This is a genomic window from Ancylobacter sp. (assembly GCF_965279025.1).
Lineage (GTDB): Bacteria > Pseudomonadota > Alphaproteobacteria > Rhizobiales > Xanthobacteraceae > Ancylobacter.
On sequence record NZ_OZ257132.1, the window covers coordinates 456930 to 473564 of the forward strand.

The following is a 16635-nucleotide window of genomic DNA, read 5'->3' on the forward strand; positions in this document are numbered from 1 at the left end:
ATGATTCTTAAGGGAACAAAATGGCATCGGCATGCCCGTTTGGCGAGGGTGGCAGCGAATTGCCATGATCGGCCCCCTGCGGCGGCGTCAATTCGCCCCCAGCTTCAGCCCCGGCAGCTCGGCCTTTATGTGCTGACCCAGCGCCTGCGCGGCCAGTGAGGGGCGCGGATCGGCATATTCCAGCGCGATGCCGATGCGCGGAAGCGCCGGCAGTTCGCCGGTGACGACATGCAGGTCCGGCGGCACCGCCATGCGGGTGAGCACGCTGATCGCATGGCCGGAGCGGGCGATGGCGATGAGGCCGGCGAGGCTGTTGCTGGCGAACGCCACGCGGTAGCGCCGCCCCACCGCCTCCATCGCCGCGCAGGCGGCACGGTAGTCGAGCGTCAGCGGCGCCGACAGCGCCAGCGGAAGGATCGGCTGGCTCAGCACCGCCGGCTCCGGCGCGTTCGCCACCCAGACGAAATCCGCCGGCCGGATCGCCTCGCCGCCTTCCGCCTCGGGAAGCGAGACCAGCGCCATCTCGATTTGCCGCCGGTGCAGCAGCGGCCGCAGCTCCAGCGTCGGCGCACACACCATGCGCAGCTCGACATCGGGATAGCGGGCGCAGAAGCCGCGCAGCAGCTCCGGCAGGAAGGCGGCGGAATAATCCTCCGGGCAGCCGAAGCTCACCGAGCCGCGCAGCCCCGTGCCCACCATGTCGGCGAGGATCTCGTCGTGCCGGGCCAGCAGCGCCTCGGCATGCACCAGCAGCTTCTCGCCCGCCGTGGTGAGGCGCACGCCCGAGCCGCTGCGATGCAGCAGCGGCTGGCCGAGGGCGCTTTCCAGCCGGTGCATCTGCATGCTCAGCGCCGATTGCGTGCGGCCGATCTGCACGCAGGCGCCGCTGATCGAACCCGCGCGCGCCACCACGGTGAAGCTGCGGAGCAAGGCCAGGTCCAGATCGGGGGGAAGAGACATCGCGGTATCAATTCTACTGATATCGGCTTCAAGTAATATCAGTTTGCCTGAGCACACAAGCGCCGCTAGCACGGTAGGATGGCCATCGAGGGTGCTCCCATGTCGCTGAACGCCGAGCCGATAAACGCTGAATCGCCGAGTGCCGGGTCGCTGAACGCCGACGCGGCGTTCTGGGCTGCCGCCAACACGCATCTCACCCGCTATGGGCCGAGCTTCGAGTCGATCATCGTCGAGCGGGCCGAAGGCAGCTTCGTCTATGATGCCGACGGGCGCGCCATCCTCGACTTCACCTCCGGCCAGATGAGCGCCGTGCTCGGCCACACCCATCCCGACATCGTGGCCACCGTCGACCGGCAGATGGGCCGCGTCGCGCATCTGTTCTCCGGCATGCTCTCGCGCCCGGTGGTGGAGCTGGCCTCCCGCCTCGCGGCGCTGGCGCCGGGGCTGGATCGCGTGCAGCTCTTGTCCACCGGTGCGGAATCGAACGAGGCCGCCATCCGCATGGCCAAGCTGGTCACCGGCGGGCATGAGGTGGTGGCTTTCGCGCAGAGCTGGCATGGCATGACCGGCGCGGCGGCGGCGGCCACCTACAGCGCCGGGCGCCGGGGCTACGGGCCGGTGGCGGCGGGCTCCTTCGTCATTCCCGCGCCCAATTCCTACCGCCCGCGCTTCACCCATCCGGACGGCTCCAATGACTGGCAGACCGAGCTGGACGACGCCTTCTCGCTGATCGACCGGCAGTCCACCGGGGCGCTGGCCGCCTTCATCGCCGAGCCGATCCTGTCGAGCGGCGGCATTCTCGAATTGCCGCCGGGCTACCTCAAGGCGCTGAAGCGCAAATGCGAGGAGCGCGGCATGCTGCTCATCCTCGACGAGGCGCAGACCGGCATCGCCCGCACCGGCGACATGTTCGCCTTCCAGCGCGACGGCGTGACGCCCGACATCATGACGCTGTCGAAGACGCTGGGCGCCGGCCTGCCGCTCGCCGCCGTCATGACCACGCAGGCGATCGAGCAGCAGGCCTTCGAGAAGGGCTACCTATTCTACACCACCCATGTGTCGGATCCGCTGCCGGCCGCCGTCGGCGTCACCGTGCTCGACGTGGTCGCGCGCGACGGCTTGATGGCGCAGGCGGTGAGCCGTGGCCGGCGGCTGCAGGACGGCCTGCTATCGCTTCAGCAGCGCTATGACTGCGTGGGCGACGTGCGCGGGCGCGGCCTGCTGCTCGGCCTCGAAATCGTGCTCGACCGCGCGACCAGGGAGCCCGGCTTCGATCTCGGCGCCCGCATCATGGAGGAGGCCATGCAGCGCGGCCTCAGCATGAACATCGTCAAGCTGCCCGGCATGGGCGGCGTGTTCCGCATCGCCCCGGCGCTGACGGTCTCCGAAGCGGAGATCGACCTCGGGCTGGAGATCATCTCCGACTCCATCGCCGCCGCCGCCGGCGCGCGCTGAGGGCGCCGCGCCGCGCCCGACGCTCGGAGCCGGCGCGGACGCCGATCCATCAACAGCGCGAGGCCTTTGCGCTGTTAAAGCTCCCGGAACGACGCTGGCATCGGGGCGCCGGGCATGGTCTGATCGCGTGGCAACCCGCCCGCGCCGAACCTGTCCAAGGCCCCCGATGTTTGAAGCCACGTTCCAGACCTTCGCCGATTCCGCCGCTCCCGCGCTGGGCACCGCCCGGCTGAAACTCCTGCGGGAGGAACTGGAGCGGCGCGGGCTCGACGGCTTCCTCGTGCCCCGCGCGGACGCCCACCAGAACGAATATGTGCCGCCCTGCGACGAGCGCCTCGCCTGGCTCACCGGCTTCACCGGCTCCGCCGGCGTCGCTCTGGTGCTGCGCGACGAGGCCGCCATCGTGGTCGATGGGCGCTACACGCTGCAGGCCGCCGCGCAGGTCGACACCGCCTCCTTCGAGGTGGTGCCGCTCGCCCAGACCTCGCCCGACCGCTGGCTGGAAAGGCACCTGCCGGCCGGGGCGCATTTCGGCTACGACCCGTGGCTGACCACAGTGGAAGGCGAGCAGAAGCTGCGCCGCGCCGCCGCCGCTGCCGGGGCGGTTCTCGTCGCCGTCGACGGCAACCCGCTCGATGCGGTGTGGATCGATCGCCCGGCGGCGCCGCTCGCCCCCGTCACCCTGCGCGATCCGGCGCTGGCCGGCGAGAGCGCGCCGGAAAAGATCGGCCGTGTGCAGGCGGCGCTCGCCGAGCAGAAGCTCGACGCGCTGGTGCTGTCGGACCCGCACGCCGTCGCCTGGACCTTCAACATTCGCGGCGGCGACGTGAACTTCACCCCGCTGCCGCTGTCCTGGGCGCTCGTTCCGCGCGCTGGGCGCCCCACTCTGTTCGTCGACGGCCGCAAACTCTCGAACGCCGCGCGCGAAGCCCTCGCGCAGTTCGCGGAAATCGCCGAGCCGGTGCTGCTGGAGCGTGCGGTGGAAATGGTGGCCGCTGGCGGCGCGGTTATCCAGCTCGACCAGGCGACCGCCCCCGCATTGCTTGCGGCCCGCGTCGAGGCGGCCGGCGGCAAGGTGTCGAGCGGCCTCAGCCCGGTCGCCCTGATGCAGGCGGCGAAGAACGCGGCGGAGCTCGCCGGCATGCGCGCCGCGCATCTGCGCGACGGCGCCGCCCTCACCCGCTTCCTCGCCTGGTTCGACGCCGAGGCACCGGCGGGCAGGCTGACGGAGATCGACGCGGTTTGCGCGCTCGAGACCTTCCGCCGCGACACCGGGGCGCTGAAGGACATCTCCTTCCCCAGCATTTCCGGCGCCGGGCCCAATGGCGCCATCGTGCATTACCGCGTCAGCGAGGCGACCAACCGGACGATCCGTCCCGACGAGCTGTTTCTCATCGATTCCGGCGCGCAGTACGAGGACGGCACCACGGACGTCACCCGCACGCTGGTTGTCGGCACCGCCAGCGCGGAAATGCGCGACCGCTTCACCCGCGTGCTGAAGGGGCATATCGGCATCGCCCGCGCGGTGTTTCCGCTCGGCACCATGGGCGCGCAGCTCGACAGTTTCGCCCGCCAGCATCTGTGGGCTGCCGGGCTCGATTTCGACCACGGCACCGGCCATGGCGTCGGCGCCTATCTCTCGGTGCATGAAGGGCCGGCGCGCCTCGCCAAGGTGGGCACGGTGGCGCTGGCGCGCGGCATGGTGCTCTCCAACGAGCCCGGCTACTACAAGGCCGGCGCCTATGGCATCCGGCTGGAGAATCTCGAAATCGTGGTCGACGGCCCGGACGTCGCCGGCGGGGAGAGGCCGCTGCTGGCCTTCGAGGCGCTGACGCTCGCGCCCTTCGACCGGCGCGGCATCGATCCCGCTCTGCTCACCCCGGACGAGGCCGCCTGGATCGACGCCTACCATGCCCGCGTGCGCGAGGCCGTCGGCCCGCTGGTCGACGCGGCCACCCGCCTCTGGCTGGACGCCGCCACCGCCCCGCTGGCGGAATGAGGCCGCTTTTGCGCACCGGATGAGAAGATAAAGGTTCAATGGAACCTTCGCGTCACGGCCACGTTATCCCGGCGACCACTGCAACGGGACGGCTGGAGACTCGGCGATGACGACTATTCTGATTGTAATTCTGATCCTGATCCTTGTTGGCGCCCTGCCGAGCTGGGGCTACAGCCGCAATTGGGGCTACGGCCCGAGCGGTCTCGTGACCATCCTTCTGGTGATCCTGATCGTGATGATGCTTACCGGCCGCCTCTGACCGTCGCGCGCCGAATTGAAAAGCCGCCGCGTCTCCCCCCGCGGCGGCTTTTCTGCGTCTGAAGCCCCGCGCGCGGCAGGGGCATCCTTCGATTGAAGCTCTGCGGCGGGGTCCGGGAGGCAGGCACCCTGCCCCCGAAGCACCCGAACCGTTCAGCCGCGCAGCACCGCCGCCGCCTCATCGGCCGACACCACATTCGCGCCGGCAAATTCCAGCGCCGCCATCATCGCCGCCTGAACCGCCGGCGCCGGCACCTCGGTGCCGCAGAAGGTGAGCGGCAGGGTCGCGGTGGCGTCATGGGCGAGCGTGACCTCATAGCCGAGATCCAGCGCCGCCCGGCTCGCCGCGTCCACGCACATGTGGCTCATCGCCCCCACGATAACCAATCGGGTGATGCCGCGCCCGCGCAGCAGCGCGTCGAGATCGGTGCGCAGAAAGGCGTTCACCGCCTCCTTCACCACCACCGGCTCGCCCTCCCGCGGGGCGAGGTCCGGGTGAATCTCCGCCCCCGGCGTGCCTTTCGCGAAGAACGGGGCATCCTCGCCCGTCATCACATGGCGCACATGCACGACACTCGCCCCCTCGGCGCGGGCGAGCGCGAGCAGTTCGCCCGCCTTCGCGGCCGCCGCCTCGGTGCCGTCCAGCGTGTAGCGCCCGCCGGGAAAATAATCGTTCTGCAGGTCGATGATCAGCAAGCCCGTCGTTCCCATGTCGCTTCCCCTTTTTGCGGCGCGCCGCTTTCAGCCGGCCACCAGTGCCAGCCATTCGTCCTCGGTAAGTACGGCCACACCGAGGTCGCGCGCCTTGGCGAGCTTGGAGCCCGCATCGGCGCCGGCCACGACATAGTCGGTCTTCTTCGACACGGAGCCGGCGACCTTGGCGCCCAACCGCTCGGCCATCGCCTTGGCCTCGTCGCGGGTCATCTTCTCCAGCGCGCCGGTGAACACCACCGTCTTGCCGGAGACCGCGCCGGCACTGGCGACGACTTCCATCGGCTCCGGCGTCACCTCGCGCAGCAGTGCCTCGAACGCCGCCTGGTTGTTCGGCTCGCCGAAGAAATCGACCACCGCCTCGGCCACCACGGCACCGATACCCTCGATGCCGACCAGCTCGGCCCAGGCCTCGTTGCCCTTGGGATGTTCTTCGCCGGGCGGCACCGCCGCCAGTGCCACCTCGCGCAGCGCCTCGACGCTGGGAAAATGCCGCAGCAGCCGCTTGGCATTGGTCTCGCCGACATGGCGGATGCCGAGCGCATAGAGGAACCGGTTCACCGGCACGCGCCGGCGCAGGGCGATGGCGGCAAACAGGTTCTTGGCCGAAGTCTCGCCCCAGCCCTCGCGGTTCTTCAGCCGGGTCAGCGCGCCGGGCGCCGAATCGCGCGCCTCCAGCGTGAAGATATCGGCCGGCTGCTTCACCAGCCCGGCCTCGTAGAAAGCCTGCACCTGCTTCTCGCCCAGCCCCTCAATGTCGAAGGCGTCGCGCGAGACGAAATGGCGGATGCGCTCCACCGCCTGCGCCGGGCACACCAGCCCGCCGGTGCAGCGGCGCACCGCCTCGCCCTCCTCGCGCACCGCATGCGAGCCGCAGGCAGGGCAGAGCGTGGGAAACGCGTAGCGTTTCGCCTCCGGCGGCCGGCGCTCCAACTCCACGCCGACCACCTGCGGAATGACGTCGCCGGCGCGCTGGATCGTCACGAAGTCGCCCTCGCGAATGTCCACCGGCTCGCCGTCGACGGTTCCGCGGATCGGTTCGCCATTGCCGCCGATGCCGCGGATGTAATCCTCATTGTGCAGCGAGGCGTTCGACACCACGACGCCGCCCACCGTCACCGGGGTGAGCTTGGCCACCGGGGTCAGCGCGCCGGTGCGCCCGACCTGGATCTCGATGCGCTCCAGCCGGGTGATCGCCCGCTCGGCCGCGAATTTGTGGGCGATCGCCCAGCGCGGCGAGCGCGAGACGAAGCCGAGCCGGCCCTGCAGCGCGAGGCTGTCCACCTTATAGACGACACCGTCAATGTCGTAGCCGAGCATCGCCCGCTGCTCGCCAATCATGCGGTAATGCGCCAGCAGTTCCGCCGCCGTGTGGCAGCGCACGGTGAGCGGGTTGGTCGGCAGGCCCCAGCGCCTGAACGCCTCGATGACGCCGAACTGGGTGTCGGCGGGCAGCTTTCCCTCGCTCACCTCGCCCCAGGCATAGGCGAAGAAGCGCAGCGGCCGGCTGGCGGTGATCTTGGGGTCGAGCTGGCGCAGGCTGCCCGCCGCCGCGTTGCGCGGGTTGGCGAAGAGCGGCTTGCCGGCCTCCTGCTGGCGGGCATTGATGGCGGCAAAGGCATCGTGGCCCATATAGACCTCGCCGCGCACCTCGCACACGTCAGGCACGTTGCCCTTCAGCCGCTGCGGAATCTCGCCGATGGTGCGCACATTGGCGGTCACGTCCTCGCCCTCGAAGCCGTCGCCGCGCGTCGCCGCCTGCATGAGCGCCCCATTCTCATAGCGTAGCGAACAGGACAGGCCGTCGATCTTCGGCTCGGCGGTGAGGGTCAGCTCGGCATCGGCTGCCAGCCCGAGAAAGCGGCGCACCCGGGCGACGAATTCCTCGACATCCTCGTCGGCAAAGGCATTGCCGAGCGAAAGCATCGGCACGGCATGGCGCACCTTGGCGAATTTCGCGGAAGGCGCCGCCCCCACCTTGTCCGACAGGCTGTCCATGCCGCGCAGTTCGGGAAATTGCGCCTCGATCGCCTCATAACGCCGGCGCAGCACGTCATAGTCGGCGTCGGAAACGGTGGGCGCATCGTCCTGGTAATAGCGCCGGTCATGGCCGGCGATCTCGTCGGCGAGCTTTGCATGGGCGGCGGCCGCCTCGTCGGCGGTCAGCAGCGTCGTATCCAGCGGCTCGTCTCCCGGCGCAGCGGAGGCGGAAGGCGTGGAAGAGTGCGACATGGCGTTCACCGCTGGCAGGGGCGGGGGCACCGCCGGGTCCCCTTTCCCATTCCAGAAATCGCTGCCCGCCTCAAGTGCCGGGATCAGGGCGCGGCGGGTGCGGGGATCGGCGCGGGCGGGACCGCCCGGCCGAGGCGGAACAGCCGGACGGGCGGCAGCACCACATCGCCGAAGTGCCGCGATACCTCGCCGACATCCCGGCGGTCGCCGAAGGTCTCCTGGATCAGCTTCAGGCTGCGATAGCTGGACAGCACCAGCAGCAGCGGGCCCTCCTGCTCCAGCACCGGCGGCTCGTTCATGAAGGCGTAGCGCGCGCGCTCGTCGAATTGCTGCACGGTCACGCCGGGCAGTTGCCGCTTCAGCATGGCGGTGAGCTGGTAGTCATTGGTGAGGATGGCGCTGGCGCCGATTTCCCGCCGCTTGGCATCGATGGCAGCGGCATAGTCCGGCCAGCCGCGCGTCATGCGCAGCACCGCGTCCTTGGCGCCGCCCAGCGGCACGGGGAGGAACAGCGCGTAGAGCCCCAGCACCAGCACGAGGCCCAGCGCCAGCGGCACGGTCGCCCGCTTCAGCCGGGCACCCAGCCGACCGTCGAGCCAGCCGGGACGCGCGGGCGCCGGCGCCAGCATGCCTGCCGCCGCCGCGACAGCCAGCAGCGGATAGAGGAAGCCGACCCAATTGCCCTCCACCCGGCCGCGCAGCGCATGCACGGCGAAATAGGCGAGCGGCACCAGCAGCAGGATCAGCACCAGCGCCCAGCCCGCACGCATGCGAAAGGCGCGGGCGCCGCGCGGCAGCAGGCCGATGACGGCGAACAGGAAGATCAGCGGCGTCGCCAGCGCGATCTGCGAGCCGACGAATTCCGGCAGGAACAGCGGCCGGAACGCCGCCTGCGCCGTCACCCGCCCCCCCTGCTTGCTGAAGGTTTGCCAGTGATGCTCCCCGTTCCACACGAGATTGGGCAGGAACACCAGCACCGCCACCAGCGCCGCCACCCACGGCCAGGGTGTCAGCAATTGCCGGCGCAGCGGCGCCAGCGCGAGAACAGCCAGCGCGAAGGCGCCGGCCAGCATCAGCGCGGAATATTTCGATTGCAGCGCCAGCCCCGTCGCCAGCCCCATAGCCAGCCACCAGAACGGGCCGGGCGCCCGCACCAGCCGCGCCGCGCACCAGGCCATCGCGGCGCAGAACAGCGCCAGCGGCGCGTCGGGCGTCGCCAGCGTCATGCCGAGAAAGCCGAAGATCGTCGCGTTGTAGAGCACCGCCGCCAGCGCCCCAGCGCCGGGATGGTCCAGCGTTTCCTCCGCCGCGCGCCAGACGAACCAGCTCGCCGGCACGGCGGAGAGCACGCAGAGCAGCCGCACGCCCAGCGCCGTGTCGCCCACCAGCATCTGGCCGCCGCGAATGAAGAAGGCGATCATCGGCGGGTGGTCGAAATAGCCGGCGGAAAGCCCCTGCGCCCACAGCGCGTAATAGGCCTCGTCCGGCACCAGCGGCACGAAGGCGGCGAGCACCAGCCGCCACGCCAGCAGCGCCGCGATCACCGCGAGGGCGCCGCGCGTGGCGAGTTCCGGCCGCGCGAAACACAGGCCGGACGAAGGGGCGGAAGCGCTCACGCCGTGTCCTTCCACACCAGTGCCCGGCTCATGGCGTAGTTCCACACCGCGCCGATGCAGGCACCGGCGATGCCCGCCAGCCACCAGCGCTCGGTCTGGTAGAACGCCCAGTCGGCGGCGCCCACATTGGCCGCCGCGCCGAGCCCGCAAATGACATAGAAGGCCAGCAGCCCGCGCAGGAAGGCGAGGCCGGACAGGCGGCGGTCGCGATAGGTGAGCAGGTTGTTCAGCACATAGTTGAAGGTCATCGCCGTCAGGGTGGCGATCGTCTGCGCGACCAGGAAGCGCAGGTCGAAGGCGAGGCCGACGCGCAGCGTCGCCAGATGCACCACCAGCCCGGCCGCGCCCACGGTGGCGAAGGAGAGGAAGCGCAGCGACACCAGCCCGCCGCTGGCCTTCGCCACGATGAGGCCGAGGAAGTCCATCAGCACCCGGTTGTCGAGCTTGCTGTCGCCGCTGTGCCGCGCGCCGAAGCTGTAGGTCAGCTCCGTCACCTTAAGCCGCCCGCGCGCGGTGGCGAGGATGTCGAGCAGGATCTTGAACCCCTGGGTCGAGAGCCTCGGCGCCAGTTCCTCGACGCCCTCGCGCCGCATCATGAAGAATCCGCTCATCGGGTCGGAGGAGGTCACCTTCAGCACACGCTGCGCCAGAAGCGTGGCCAGCCGGCTGCCGCGGCCCCGCCAGGCGCTGAAGCCTTCCGCATCGCCGCCGGGGGCGTAGCGCGTCGCCACCACCACGTCGGCACCCGCCTGCATGGCTTCCAGCATGGCGGGCAGCAGGCTTTCATCGTGCTGGAGATCGGCATCCATCACCGCGACGACCGGCGCCTGCGCCGCCAGCATGCCCTCGATGCAGGCGCCCGCCAGCCCGCGCCTGCCGATGCGCCTGAGGCAGCGTATGCGCGAATCGCGGTGGCCGATGGCGCGCAGCGCGTCCGCGGTGCCGTCGGGCGAATTGTCGTCGACGAAGATCGCCTCCCAGGCGATCCCCTCCAGCACGCGGTCCAGCCGCGCGACGAGCGGCTCCAGATTGCCCCGCTCGTTGAAGGTGGGGATGACCACGGTCAGCGCCGGCGGAACGCCGTGGCGGGACGGGACGGAGCCGATAGCGGCGGGCGCTGCTGGCTCTGCTGGCGCGGGAAGGTGCGATGAAAGCATGTGCGGCCGGCGGAAAGAGGAACGGTCGGCGATGGTCCGATGCTCAATAGAGCAACGGTGTCATTTAGCCATCAATTATGACAGCACGGCGAGCGGGCGCGTCTCGCAGCGCAGCGTTGGGAAACCGCCGCGGCGCAATGGACGCGCGAGACGCGGCAGGCTGACGGGTGGGCCGACAACGTCGGTTGTGGAAGCGCAGAGCGGTCACGGGCGGCTGGTGGTTGCGGCGCCGCGCGGCGGGTGCCGCGTGGCGGTGCATCAATCGGCCGCCGCACCTTTCAGCAACCTGTCGGCCGCCGCACGCGCCTCCGCCGTCACCTCGGCGCCGGAGAGCATGCGGGCGATTTCCTCGCGGCGATGGTCCGGCGCCAGCGGCGCGACACGGGTCGCCACCCGGTCGAGATCGGCCATCGCCTCCTTGGCGATGCGGAAATGATTGCCCGCCCGCGCCGCCACCTGCGGCGCATGGGTGACCGCCACCACCTGCACCCGCGCCGAGAGCCGGGCCAGCCGTCCGCCAATGGCATCCGCCACAGCGCCGCCCACCCCGGTATCGATCTCGTCGAACACCAGCGTCGGCGCCGAGCCCTTGTCGGCCAGCACCACCTTCAGCGCGAGGAGGAAGCGCGCAAGTTCGCCGCCGGAGGCCACCTTCATCATCGGGCCGGGACGGGTGCCGGGGTTGGTCTGCACCCAGAACTCGATCCGATCGTACCCATCGGCCTGACTGTCCACCTCATCGGTCTGACACTCCGTGATGAATCGCGCCCGCTCCAGCTTCAGCGGCGGCAGTTCGGCATTCACCGATTCGTCGAGCGCCTTGGCGGCAACGTGACGTTTCTGCGAGAGATCGCGGGCCAGCCGGCGATACACCGCCTCGGCCTCGGCCGCGCGCGCCTCCAGGCCCTTCAACGTCTCCGCCCCATGGTCGAGGGCGTCGAGCTGGTCGGCAAAGCGGGCCGCCACGGCGGGAAGGTCGTCGACGGTGCAGGTGAATTTCCGCCCGGCAGCGCGCAGGGCGAACAGCCTTTCTTCAATCCGTTCAAGCTCATGCGGGTCGAAATCCGCCTCGCGCAGCGCCGTGTCGAGATGGGTGCGGGCGAGGTCCAGCGCGTTGAGCGCGGCATCGATCGCCTCCACCGCCGGCCGCACCAGTGCCTCGACCTCCCCCGCCCGGCGCTCCAGCCGGCGCACGGCGGCCGCGAGGCCGGGTATGGGCGAGTTGGCGCCGCCCACCGCGTCCTGCGCATCGGCCAGATCGGTGGCGATCTTCTCGAAGCGCATCATCTCGGTGCGACGGGTGGCGAGCCGCTCCTCTTCGCCCGGCTCGGGGCCGAGCGCCGTCAATTCATCCACCGCGTGCCGGATGAAGTCGGCCTCCTTGGCCGCTTCGTCCAGCCGCGCCTTCTCCTGCGCCGCCTCGGTGCGCGCCGCGCGCCAGGCGCGGCCTTGTCCCACAACGGTTTCGGCGAGCTGCACGAGGCCGCCATAGGCGTCGAGCAAGGCACGGTGAGAGGTGGGATCGACCAGCGCGCGGTCGTCGTGCTGGCCGTGGATCTCGACCAGCCGCCGGCCGATGCCGCGCAGCATCTGCGCGCTGACCGATTGGTCGTTGACGAAGGCGCGGGTGCGCCCGTCCGCGTGCTGCACCCGGCGCAGCACCAGCGCGCCGTCATCGTCGATGCCCGCCTCCGCCAGCACACCGCGGACGGGATGATCGGACGCCAGATCGAACTCGGCAGTCACCTGCCCCTGCGCTGTGCCCTGGCGCACCAGCGAGCCATCGCCCCGCCCCCCGAGCGCCAGGGTGAAGGCATCGAGGAGGATCGACTTGCCTGCGCCGGTCTCGCCGGTGAGGACGGTGAGACCGGCATGGAAGGAAAGGTCGAGCCGCTCGATGAGCACGATATCCCTGATCGACAGGGCGATCAGCATGCGTGACGCTCCAGAACGTTTTCCCGCAGGACGACGGGACGCGCCTTTCTAGCAGGTCGCTGAACGGCGCGCATCCGCGTTCTTGCTATGTTCTCACACTGCGAAGCGGACCGGAAGGAGGCGCACCCCGTCCGGTCCGACGCCGTCGCTAGCCGAGGTTGAAGCCCTTGAAGGCCTTGGCGATCCAGGACTGCTCGTTCATCTTCGGGTCGATGCCCCGGGCCTGAACGAGCTTGTAGGCGTCCTTGTACCAGGTGCTGTCGGGGAAATTATAGCCGAGAACCGCTGCAGAGGTCTGCGCCTCGCTCATCACGCCGAGCGCCATATAGGCCTCGGTGAGGCGGTACAACGCCTCTTCGACATGGCGGGTGGTCTGGTAGCGCGTGACCACCACCTTGAAGCGGTTGATGGCGCCGGCATAGTTGCGCTGTTCGAGATAATAGCGCCCGATCATCATCTCCTTGCCGGCGAGCTGGTCGCGGGCAACCTCCAGCTTCTTCTTGGCGCTGACGGCATATTCGGTGTTCGGGTATTTGCGAATCACCTCTTCCAGCGAATCCATCGCGCGCTGGGTGCGCTGCTGGTCGCGGGAGATGTCCGGGATCTGGTCGAAATAGGAGGCGGCGATGAGATACTGCGCATAGGGCGCGTCTTCCGAGCCGGGGTGCAGGGCGAGATAGCGCCGCGCCGAGGCGATGCATTCGTCGTACTTGCCCTGGGTGTAGTTGACATAGGCGACCATCAGCATCGCCTTGCGCGCCCACTCCGAATAGGGGTGCTGGCGGTCGACATCCTCGAAGCGCGTGATCGCTTCGTCATATTCGTTCTTCTGCATGAGGGTCAGACCCTCATTGTAGCGCTGCTCGGCCGGGACGTCGGGATAGATCGTCTCTTCCTTGCTCGTGTCGAACCAGCTGGCACAGCCGCCGAGCGAGGCGCCGACCAGCACCAGCGCCAGAAGGCGGGCGGCCACGACACCGGAGCGCACCGCACGCACGCGGCGGGTGGCGGGGAGGATCCCGTGGTCGGGAACGGTCTGGCCGAGACGGAGAAGACGCATCACAAGTTCAATCCCGATCTGGTCATTTTATCGCCGAATGCGCGACTAGGCGCTAAGGCGGCTTTCCGACCGGATTATGGCGCCTTGGGATGCCAAGAGCAAAGAGAGGCGGCCGGCCACCGTTTCATGCCACCTGTTGCACGCCAGACGCGGTTTAGCCGCGATATCAGGAGGCAAATCGACGCCGGCGAGAGCGCAAGGTCACAGACGCCGACACGAAGGTCGCGCTCACAGCTCCGGCGCGTAGGCCGGGACGGCAACCGCGACGAGACCGGCATTGCTGCTGAGGGCGCGGCGGGCCGGGATGCGGGCCTCGACGATCTCATAGGCCGAGCGATCGGAGAGCAGCGCGTCGACGACGGCGAAGTTCAGCTTGTGGCCGCCGCGATAGGAGCGGTAGCGGCCCAGCATGGGCAGGCCGCCAATGGCGAGGTCGCCGATCGCGTCCAGGGCCTTGTGGCGGACGAACTCGTCGGCGTAGCGCAGGCCGGTGGTGTTGATGACGCCGTCATCGCCGAGGCAGATCGTGTTGTCGAGCGAGGCGCCGAGCGCGTAGCCCGCCTGCCACAGGCGCTCGACGTCGCTGACGAAGCCGAAGGTGCGGGCGGCCGCGAGTTCCTTGCGGAACACGTCCGGCGACATGGTCGCGGCGAAACGCTGGCGACCGATGGCGGAGTGGTCGAAATCGATCTCGACTTCCAAGCGGAAGCCCATGTCGTAGGGCGCGATCTCGCCGAAGCCGGTCTCGGTCTCGACGCGGACGGTCTTGAGCACGCGCAGATAGCGACGGGCGCTGTCGGTCTCGACGATGCCGGCCTCGTCCACCGCTGCCACGAAATCGCCGGCACTGCCGTCCAGGATCGGCACTTCGGGTCCGTCGATCTCGACGCGCGCATTGTCGACGCCGAGACCGGCAAAGCAGGCAAGGAGGTGTTCGACGGTAGAAACGGCCGGGCCGTTCGAATCGCGCAGCACGGTGGCGAGGTCGCTGCCGCGAACGGCGCCACGGCAGGCGCGCACCGATTGATGGGTATCCTTGCGGTAGAAAACGATGCCGCTGTCGGCTTCCCCGGGGTAGAGGCGCATCGCCGCCATTTTCCCGGAATGCACGCCTACGCCCGAGAGCGTTACGTCGTCACCGAGGGTGGTCTGCCGTACAGCGTTCATTAGACCCAAAAAGCGGACGTGCAGGACGACCCGCTCTCCCCAATCCCCAAGACCAACACCAAGCCGCCCTTTGTTCGAGGTGCGGAACCGAATCCGCGGCGGCTGCTTATCGTTGGCTGCAAGATAACGGCGCCGTGAGTCCGCGCCAAATCACGCTTGCTTACCGTCTGTTACCGTCTTTACGCTGACGCAAAATCCTGAAAAATCCTTTAATTTCAAAAGCCTGCGCCCGGACCTCGCGACCCGGGCGCTGCACTGCGTTACACGTTCTGTAACAGGCGGCGCGCGGCCGCCTGTTCGGCCCGTCCCTCAGCCCTGGCGACGCAGGAAGGCCGGGATGTCGAGATGGTCGTCCTCGGCCGGGCGCGCGGCGCGCGGATCGGCCGGACGGGCCGCCGGGCGCTTGGCGAACTCGGACGCCTCGGGGCGCATGTCGGCCAGCGGACGGCCCTCCGGCTGCTGCGGCGCGCGGCGCACCACGGGGCGCATGTCCGCCGGGGGCTCCATCTCTTCCTCGTCCTGGTTGCGGCCGAGGCCGACATTGGCGAGGCGCTGCAGCAGCGTCATGCGCTTCTTCTCGGCGTGATGATGGTCGGGCATCTCGCCGCGCGCGGCGCGGATCTGGTTCTGCGCCGGCATGGGAAGCTCGTCGACGCGCGGCATGCGCGGGGACGGACGCTCGGCCTGCGGCGGGATGAACGGCTCGATCGAGTGCTCCTCATAGGCCGCCTCATTGTAGGGGGCGGGCTCGGGCTCTGCGTAGAGGGTCGGCTTCGGTGCCATCTGGCGGATGGTCACCTCGTCGATGGCGGCCGGCGCATAGGACTGCTCGTGACCATAAAGGTGGTCATTCACCGGGGCGGCGGCGAAGCTCGGCTCGTGGTGGGGGGCGCCGAAATCTTCCGCGTCGAGCGCCGAGGCCACCGAGCGCAGGGCGGCATCGCGGCGGGCTTCCACCGCGGCGCGACCGGCATTCGACACGCGGCGCCCGCCGAGATCGGGGAGGTTGTTCATGATGTGGGGGATCTGCTCGGGAATCACCGCCGGATCGATGCCGGTAGCGACGACCGACACGCGGATCAGGCCTTCCAGCGTCTCGTCGAAGGTGGCGCCGAGAATGATGTTGGCGTCGGGATCGACTTCCTCGCGGATGCGGGTCGCCGCCTCGTCCACCTCGAACAGGGTGAGGTCCTTGCCACCGGTGATCGAGATCAGCAGGCCGCGCGCGCCGCGCATCGACACTTCGTCGAGCAGCGGGTTGGCGATCGCCGCCTCGGCCGCGTGACGGGCGCGCTGCTCGCCGGAAGCCTCGCCGGTGCCCATCATCGCCTTGCCCATCTCGCGCATCACGGCGCGAACGTCGGCGAAGTCGAGGTTGATCAGGCCTTCCTTCACCATCAGGTCGGTGATGCAGGCGACGCCCGAATAAAGCACCTGGTCCGCCATGGCGAAGGCGTCGGCGAAGGTAGTGCGCTCGTTGGCGACCCGGAACAGGTTCTGGTTCGGGATGACGATGAGGGTATCGACACCCTTCTGCAGCTCGTTGATGCCCATCTCGCCGATGCGCATGCGGCGCTGGCCCTCGAAATGGAAGGGCTTGGTCACGACGCCGACGGTGAGGATGCCGAGCTCGCGGGCGGCGCGGGCAATGACGGGGGCAGCGCCCGTGCCGGTGCCGCCGCCCATGCCGGCGGTGATGAAGACCATGTGCGCGCCGGCGAGGTGATCGCGAATCTCGTCGAGGGCTTCCTCGGCGGCGGCGCGGCCGACTTCCGGCTGCGAACCGGCGCCGAGACCTTCGGTGACCGCCACGCCCATCTGCACGATGCGCTCGGCCTTGGAGAGGGTGAGCGCCTGCGCGTCGGTGTTGGCGACCACAAAGTCGACCCCCGTCAGGCCGGCCGTGATCATGTTGTTGACCGCGTTGCCACCGGCGCCGCCGACACCAAAGACGGTGATGCGGGGGCGCAGCTCGCGGATGTCCGGTACCTGGAGGTTGATCGTCATTTCTACTGTCCCCTAACGCCGGCGGGCGCGCGGCCCGTCATGATCCCTGTGGTGCCGGTTCCGCCGGCGCGGATTGAA

At 69.3% G+C, this 16635-nt stretch carries 12 protein-coding genes; 3 read left to right on the forward strand and 9 right to left on the reverse strand.

The genetic code is table 11. From position 1 onward, the window contains the following. Positions 1 to 87: 87 nt before the first annotated feature. Entirely contained in the window at positions 88 to 960 is an 873-nt protein-coding gene (locus ACQY76_RS02125; RefSeq protein WP_428031274.1) for a LysR substrate-binding domain-containing protein, read from the reverse strand. 99 nt (positions 961 to 1059) lie between these two features. Here ACQY76_RS02125 and ACQY76_RS02130 point away from each other — a divergent pair, with 99 nt between their 5' ends. The 3 genes from ACQY76_RS02130 to ACQY76_RS02140 all read left to right on the forward strand — a co-directional run bounded on the left by ACQY76_RS02130 (position 1060) and on the right by ACQY76_RS02140 (position 4673). Beyond that, complete coding sequence (locus ACQY76_RS02130; protein WP_428031275.1) at positions 1060 to 2415, forward strand: aspartate aminotransferase family protein; 1356 nt, start codon at positions 1060 to 1062, stop codon at positions 2413 to 2415. Positions 2416 to 2581: 166 nt separating this feature from the next. Next, a complete protein-coding gene (locus ACQY76_RS02135) occupies positions 2582 to 4414 on the forward strand; it encodes an aminopeptidase P family protein (protein ID WP_428031276.1) in 1833 nt (610 codons plus the stop codon). 106 nt (positions 4415 to 4520) lie between these two features. Next, positions 4521 to 4673 carry a DUF3309 domain-containing protein gene (locus ACQY76_RS02140; protein ID WP_018387773.1) on the forward strand — a complete coding sequence of 51 codons (153 nt, stop codon included), beginning with the start codon at positions 4521 to 4523 and terminating at the stop codon, positions 4671 to 4673. A gap of 152 nt (positions 4674 to 4825) precedes the next feature. Here ACQY76_RS02140 and ACQY76_RS02145 read toward each other — a convergent pair whose 3' ends face one another. The 8 genes from ACQY76_RS02145 to ftsZ all read right to left on the reverse strand — a co-directional run bounded on the left by ACQY76_RS02145 (position 4826) and on the right by ftsZ (position 16557). After that, entirely contained in the window at positions 4826 to 5383 is a 558-nt protein-coding gene (locus ACQY76_RS02145) for a cysteine hydrolase family protein (RefSeq protein ID WP_428031277.1), read from the reverse strand. 30 nt (positions 5384 to 5413) lie between these two features. Beyond that, complete coding sequence (gene ligA, locus ACQY76_RS02150) at positions 5414 to 7615, reverse strand: NAD-dependent DNA ligase LigA (protein ID WP_428031278.1); 2202 nt, start codon at positions 7613 to 7615, stop codon at positions 5414 to 5416. Between the two features lie 83 nt (positions 7616 to 7698). After that, positions 7699 to 9231, reverse strand: coding sequence for a glycosyltransferase family 39 protein (locus ACQY76_RS02155; RefSeq protein ID WP_428031279.1), 1533 nt, complete (start codon positions 9229 to 9231; stop codon positions 7699 to 7701). Next, positions 9228 to 10388: a glycosyltransferase gene (locus ACQY76_RS02160; protein ID WP_428031280.1), complete on the reverse strand. Its 1161-nt coding sequence runs from the start codon at positions 10386 to 10388 to the stop codon at positions 9228 to 9230. The genes ACQY76_RS02155 and ACQY76_RS02160 overlap by 4 nt, the downstream gene beginning before the upstream one ends. Before the next feature lie 258 nt (positions 10389 to 10646). After that, the gene (gene recN, locus ACQY76_RS02165; RefSeq protein WP_428031281.1) at positions 10647 to 12323 is read right to left on the reverse strand and encodes a DNA repair protein RecN; all 1677 of its coding nucleotides are present in this window, start codon (positions 12321 to 12323) and stop codon (positions 10647 to 10649) included. Positions 12324 to 12471: 148 nt separating this feature from the next. Then, complete coding sequence (locus ACQY76_RS02170; protein WP_428031282.1) at positions 12472 to 13383, reverse strand: outer membrane protein assembly factor BamD; 912 nt, start codon at positions 13381 to 13383, stop codon at positions 12472 to 12474. Between the two features lie 228 nt (positions 13384 to 13611). After that, the gene (gene lpxC, locus ACQY76_RS02175) at positions 13612 to 14550 is read right to left on the reverse strand and encodes a UDP-3-O-acyl-N-acetylglucosamine deacetylase (protein WP_428031283.1); all 939 of its coding nucleotides are present in this window, start codon (positions 14548 to 14550) and stop codon (positions 13612 to 13614) included. A gap of 309 nt (positions 14551 to 14859) precedes the next feature. After that, positions 14860 to 16557 carry a cell division protein FtsZ gene (ftsZ, locus tag ACQY76_RS02180; RefSeq protein ID WP_428031284.1) on the reverse strand — a complete coding sequence of 566 codons (1698 nt, stop codon included), beginning with the start codon at positions 16555 to 16557 and terminating at the stop codon, positions 14860 to 14862. Positions 16558 to 16635 lie beyond the last annotated feature (78 nt).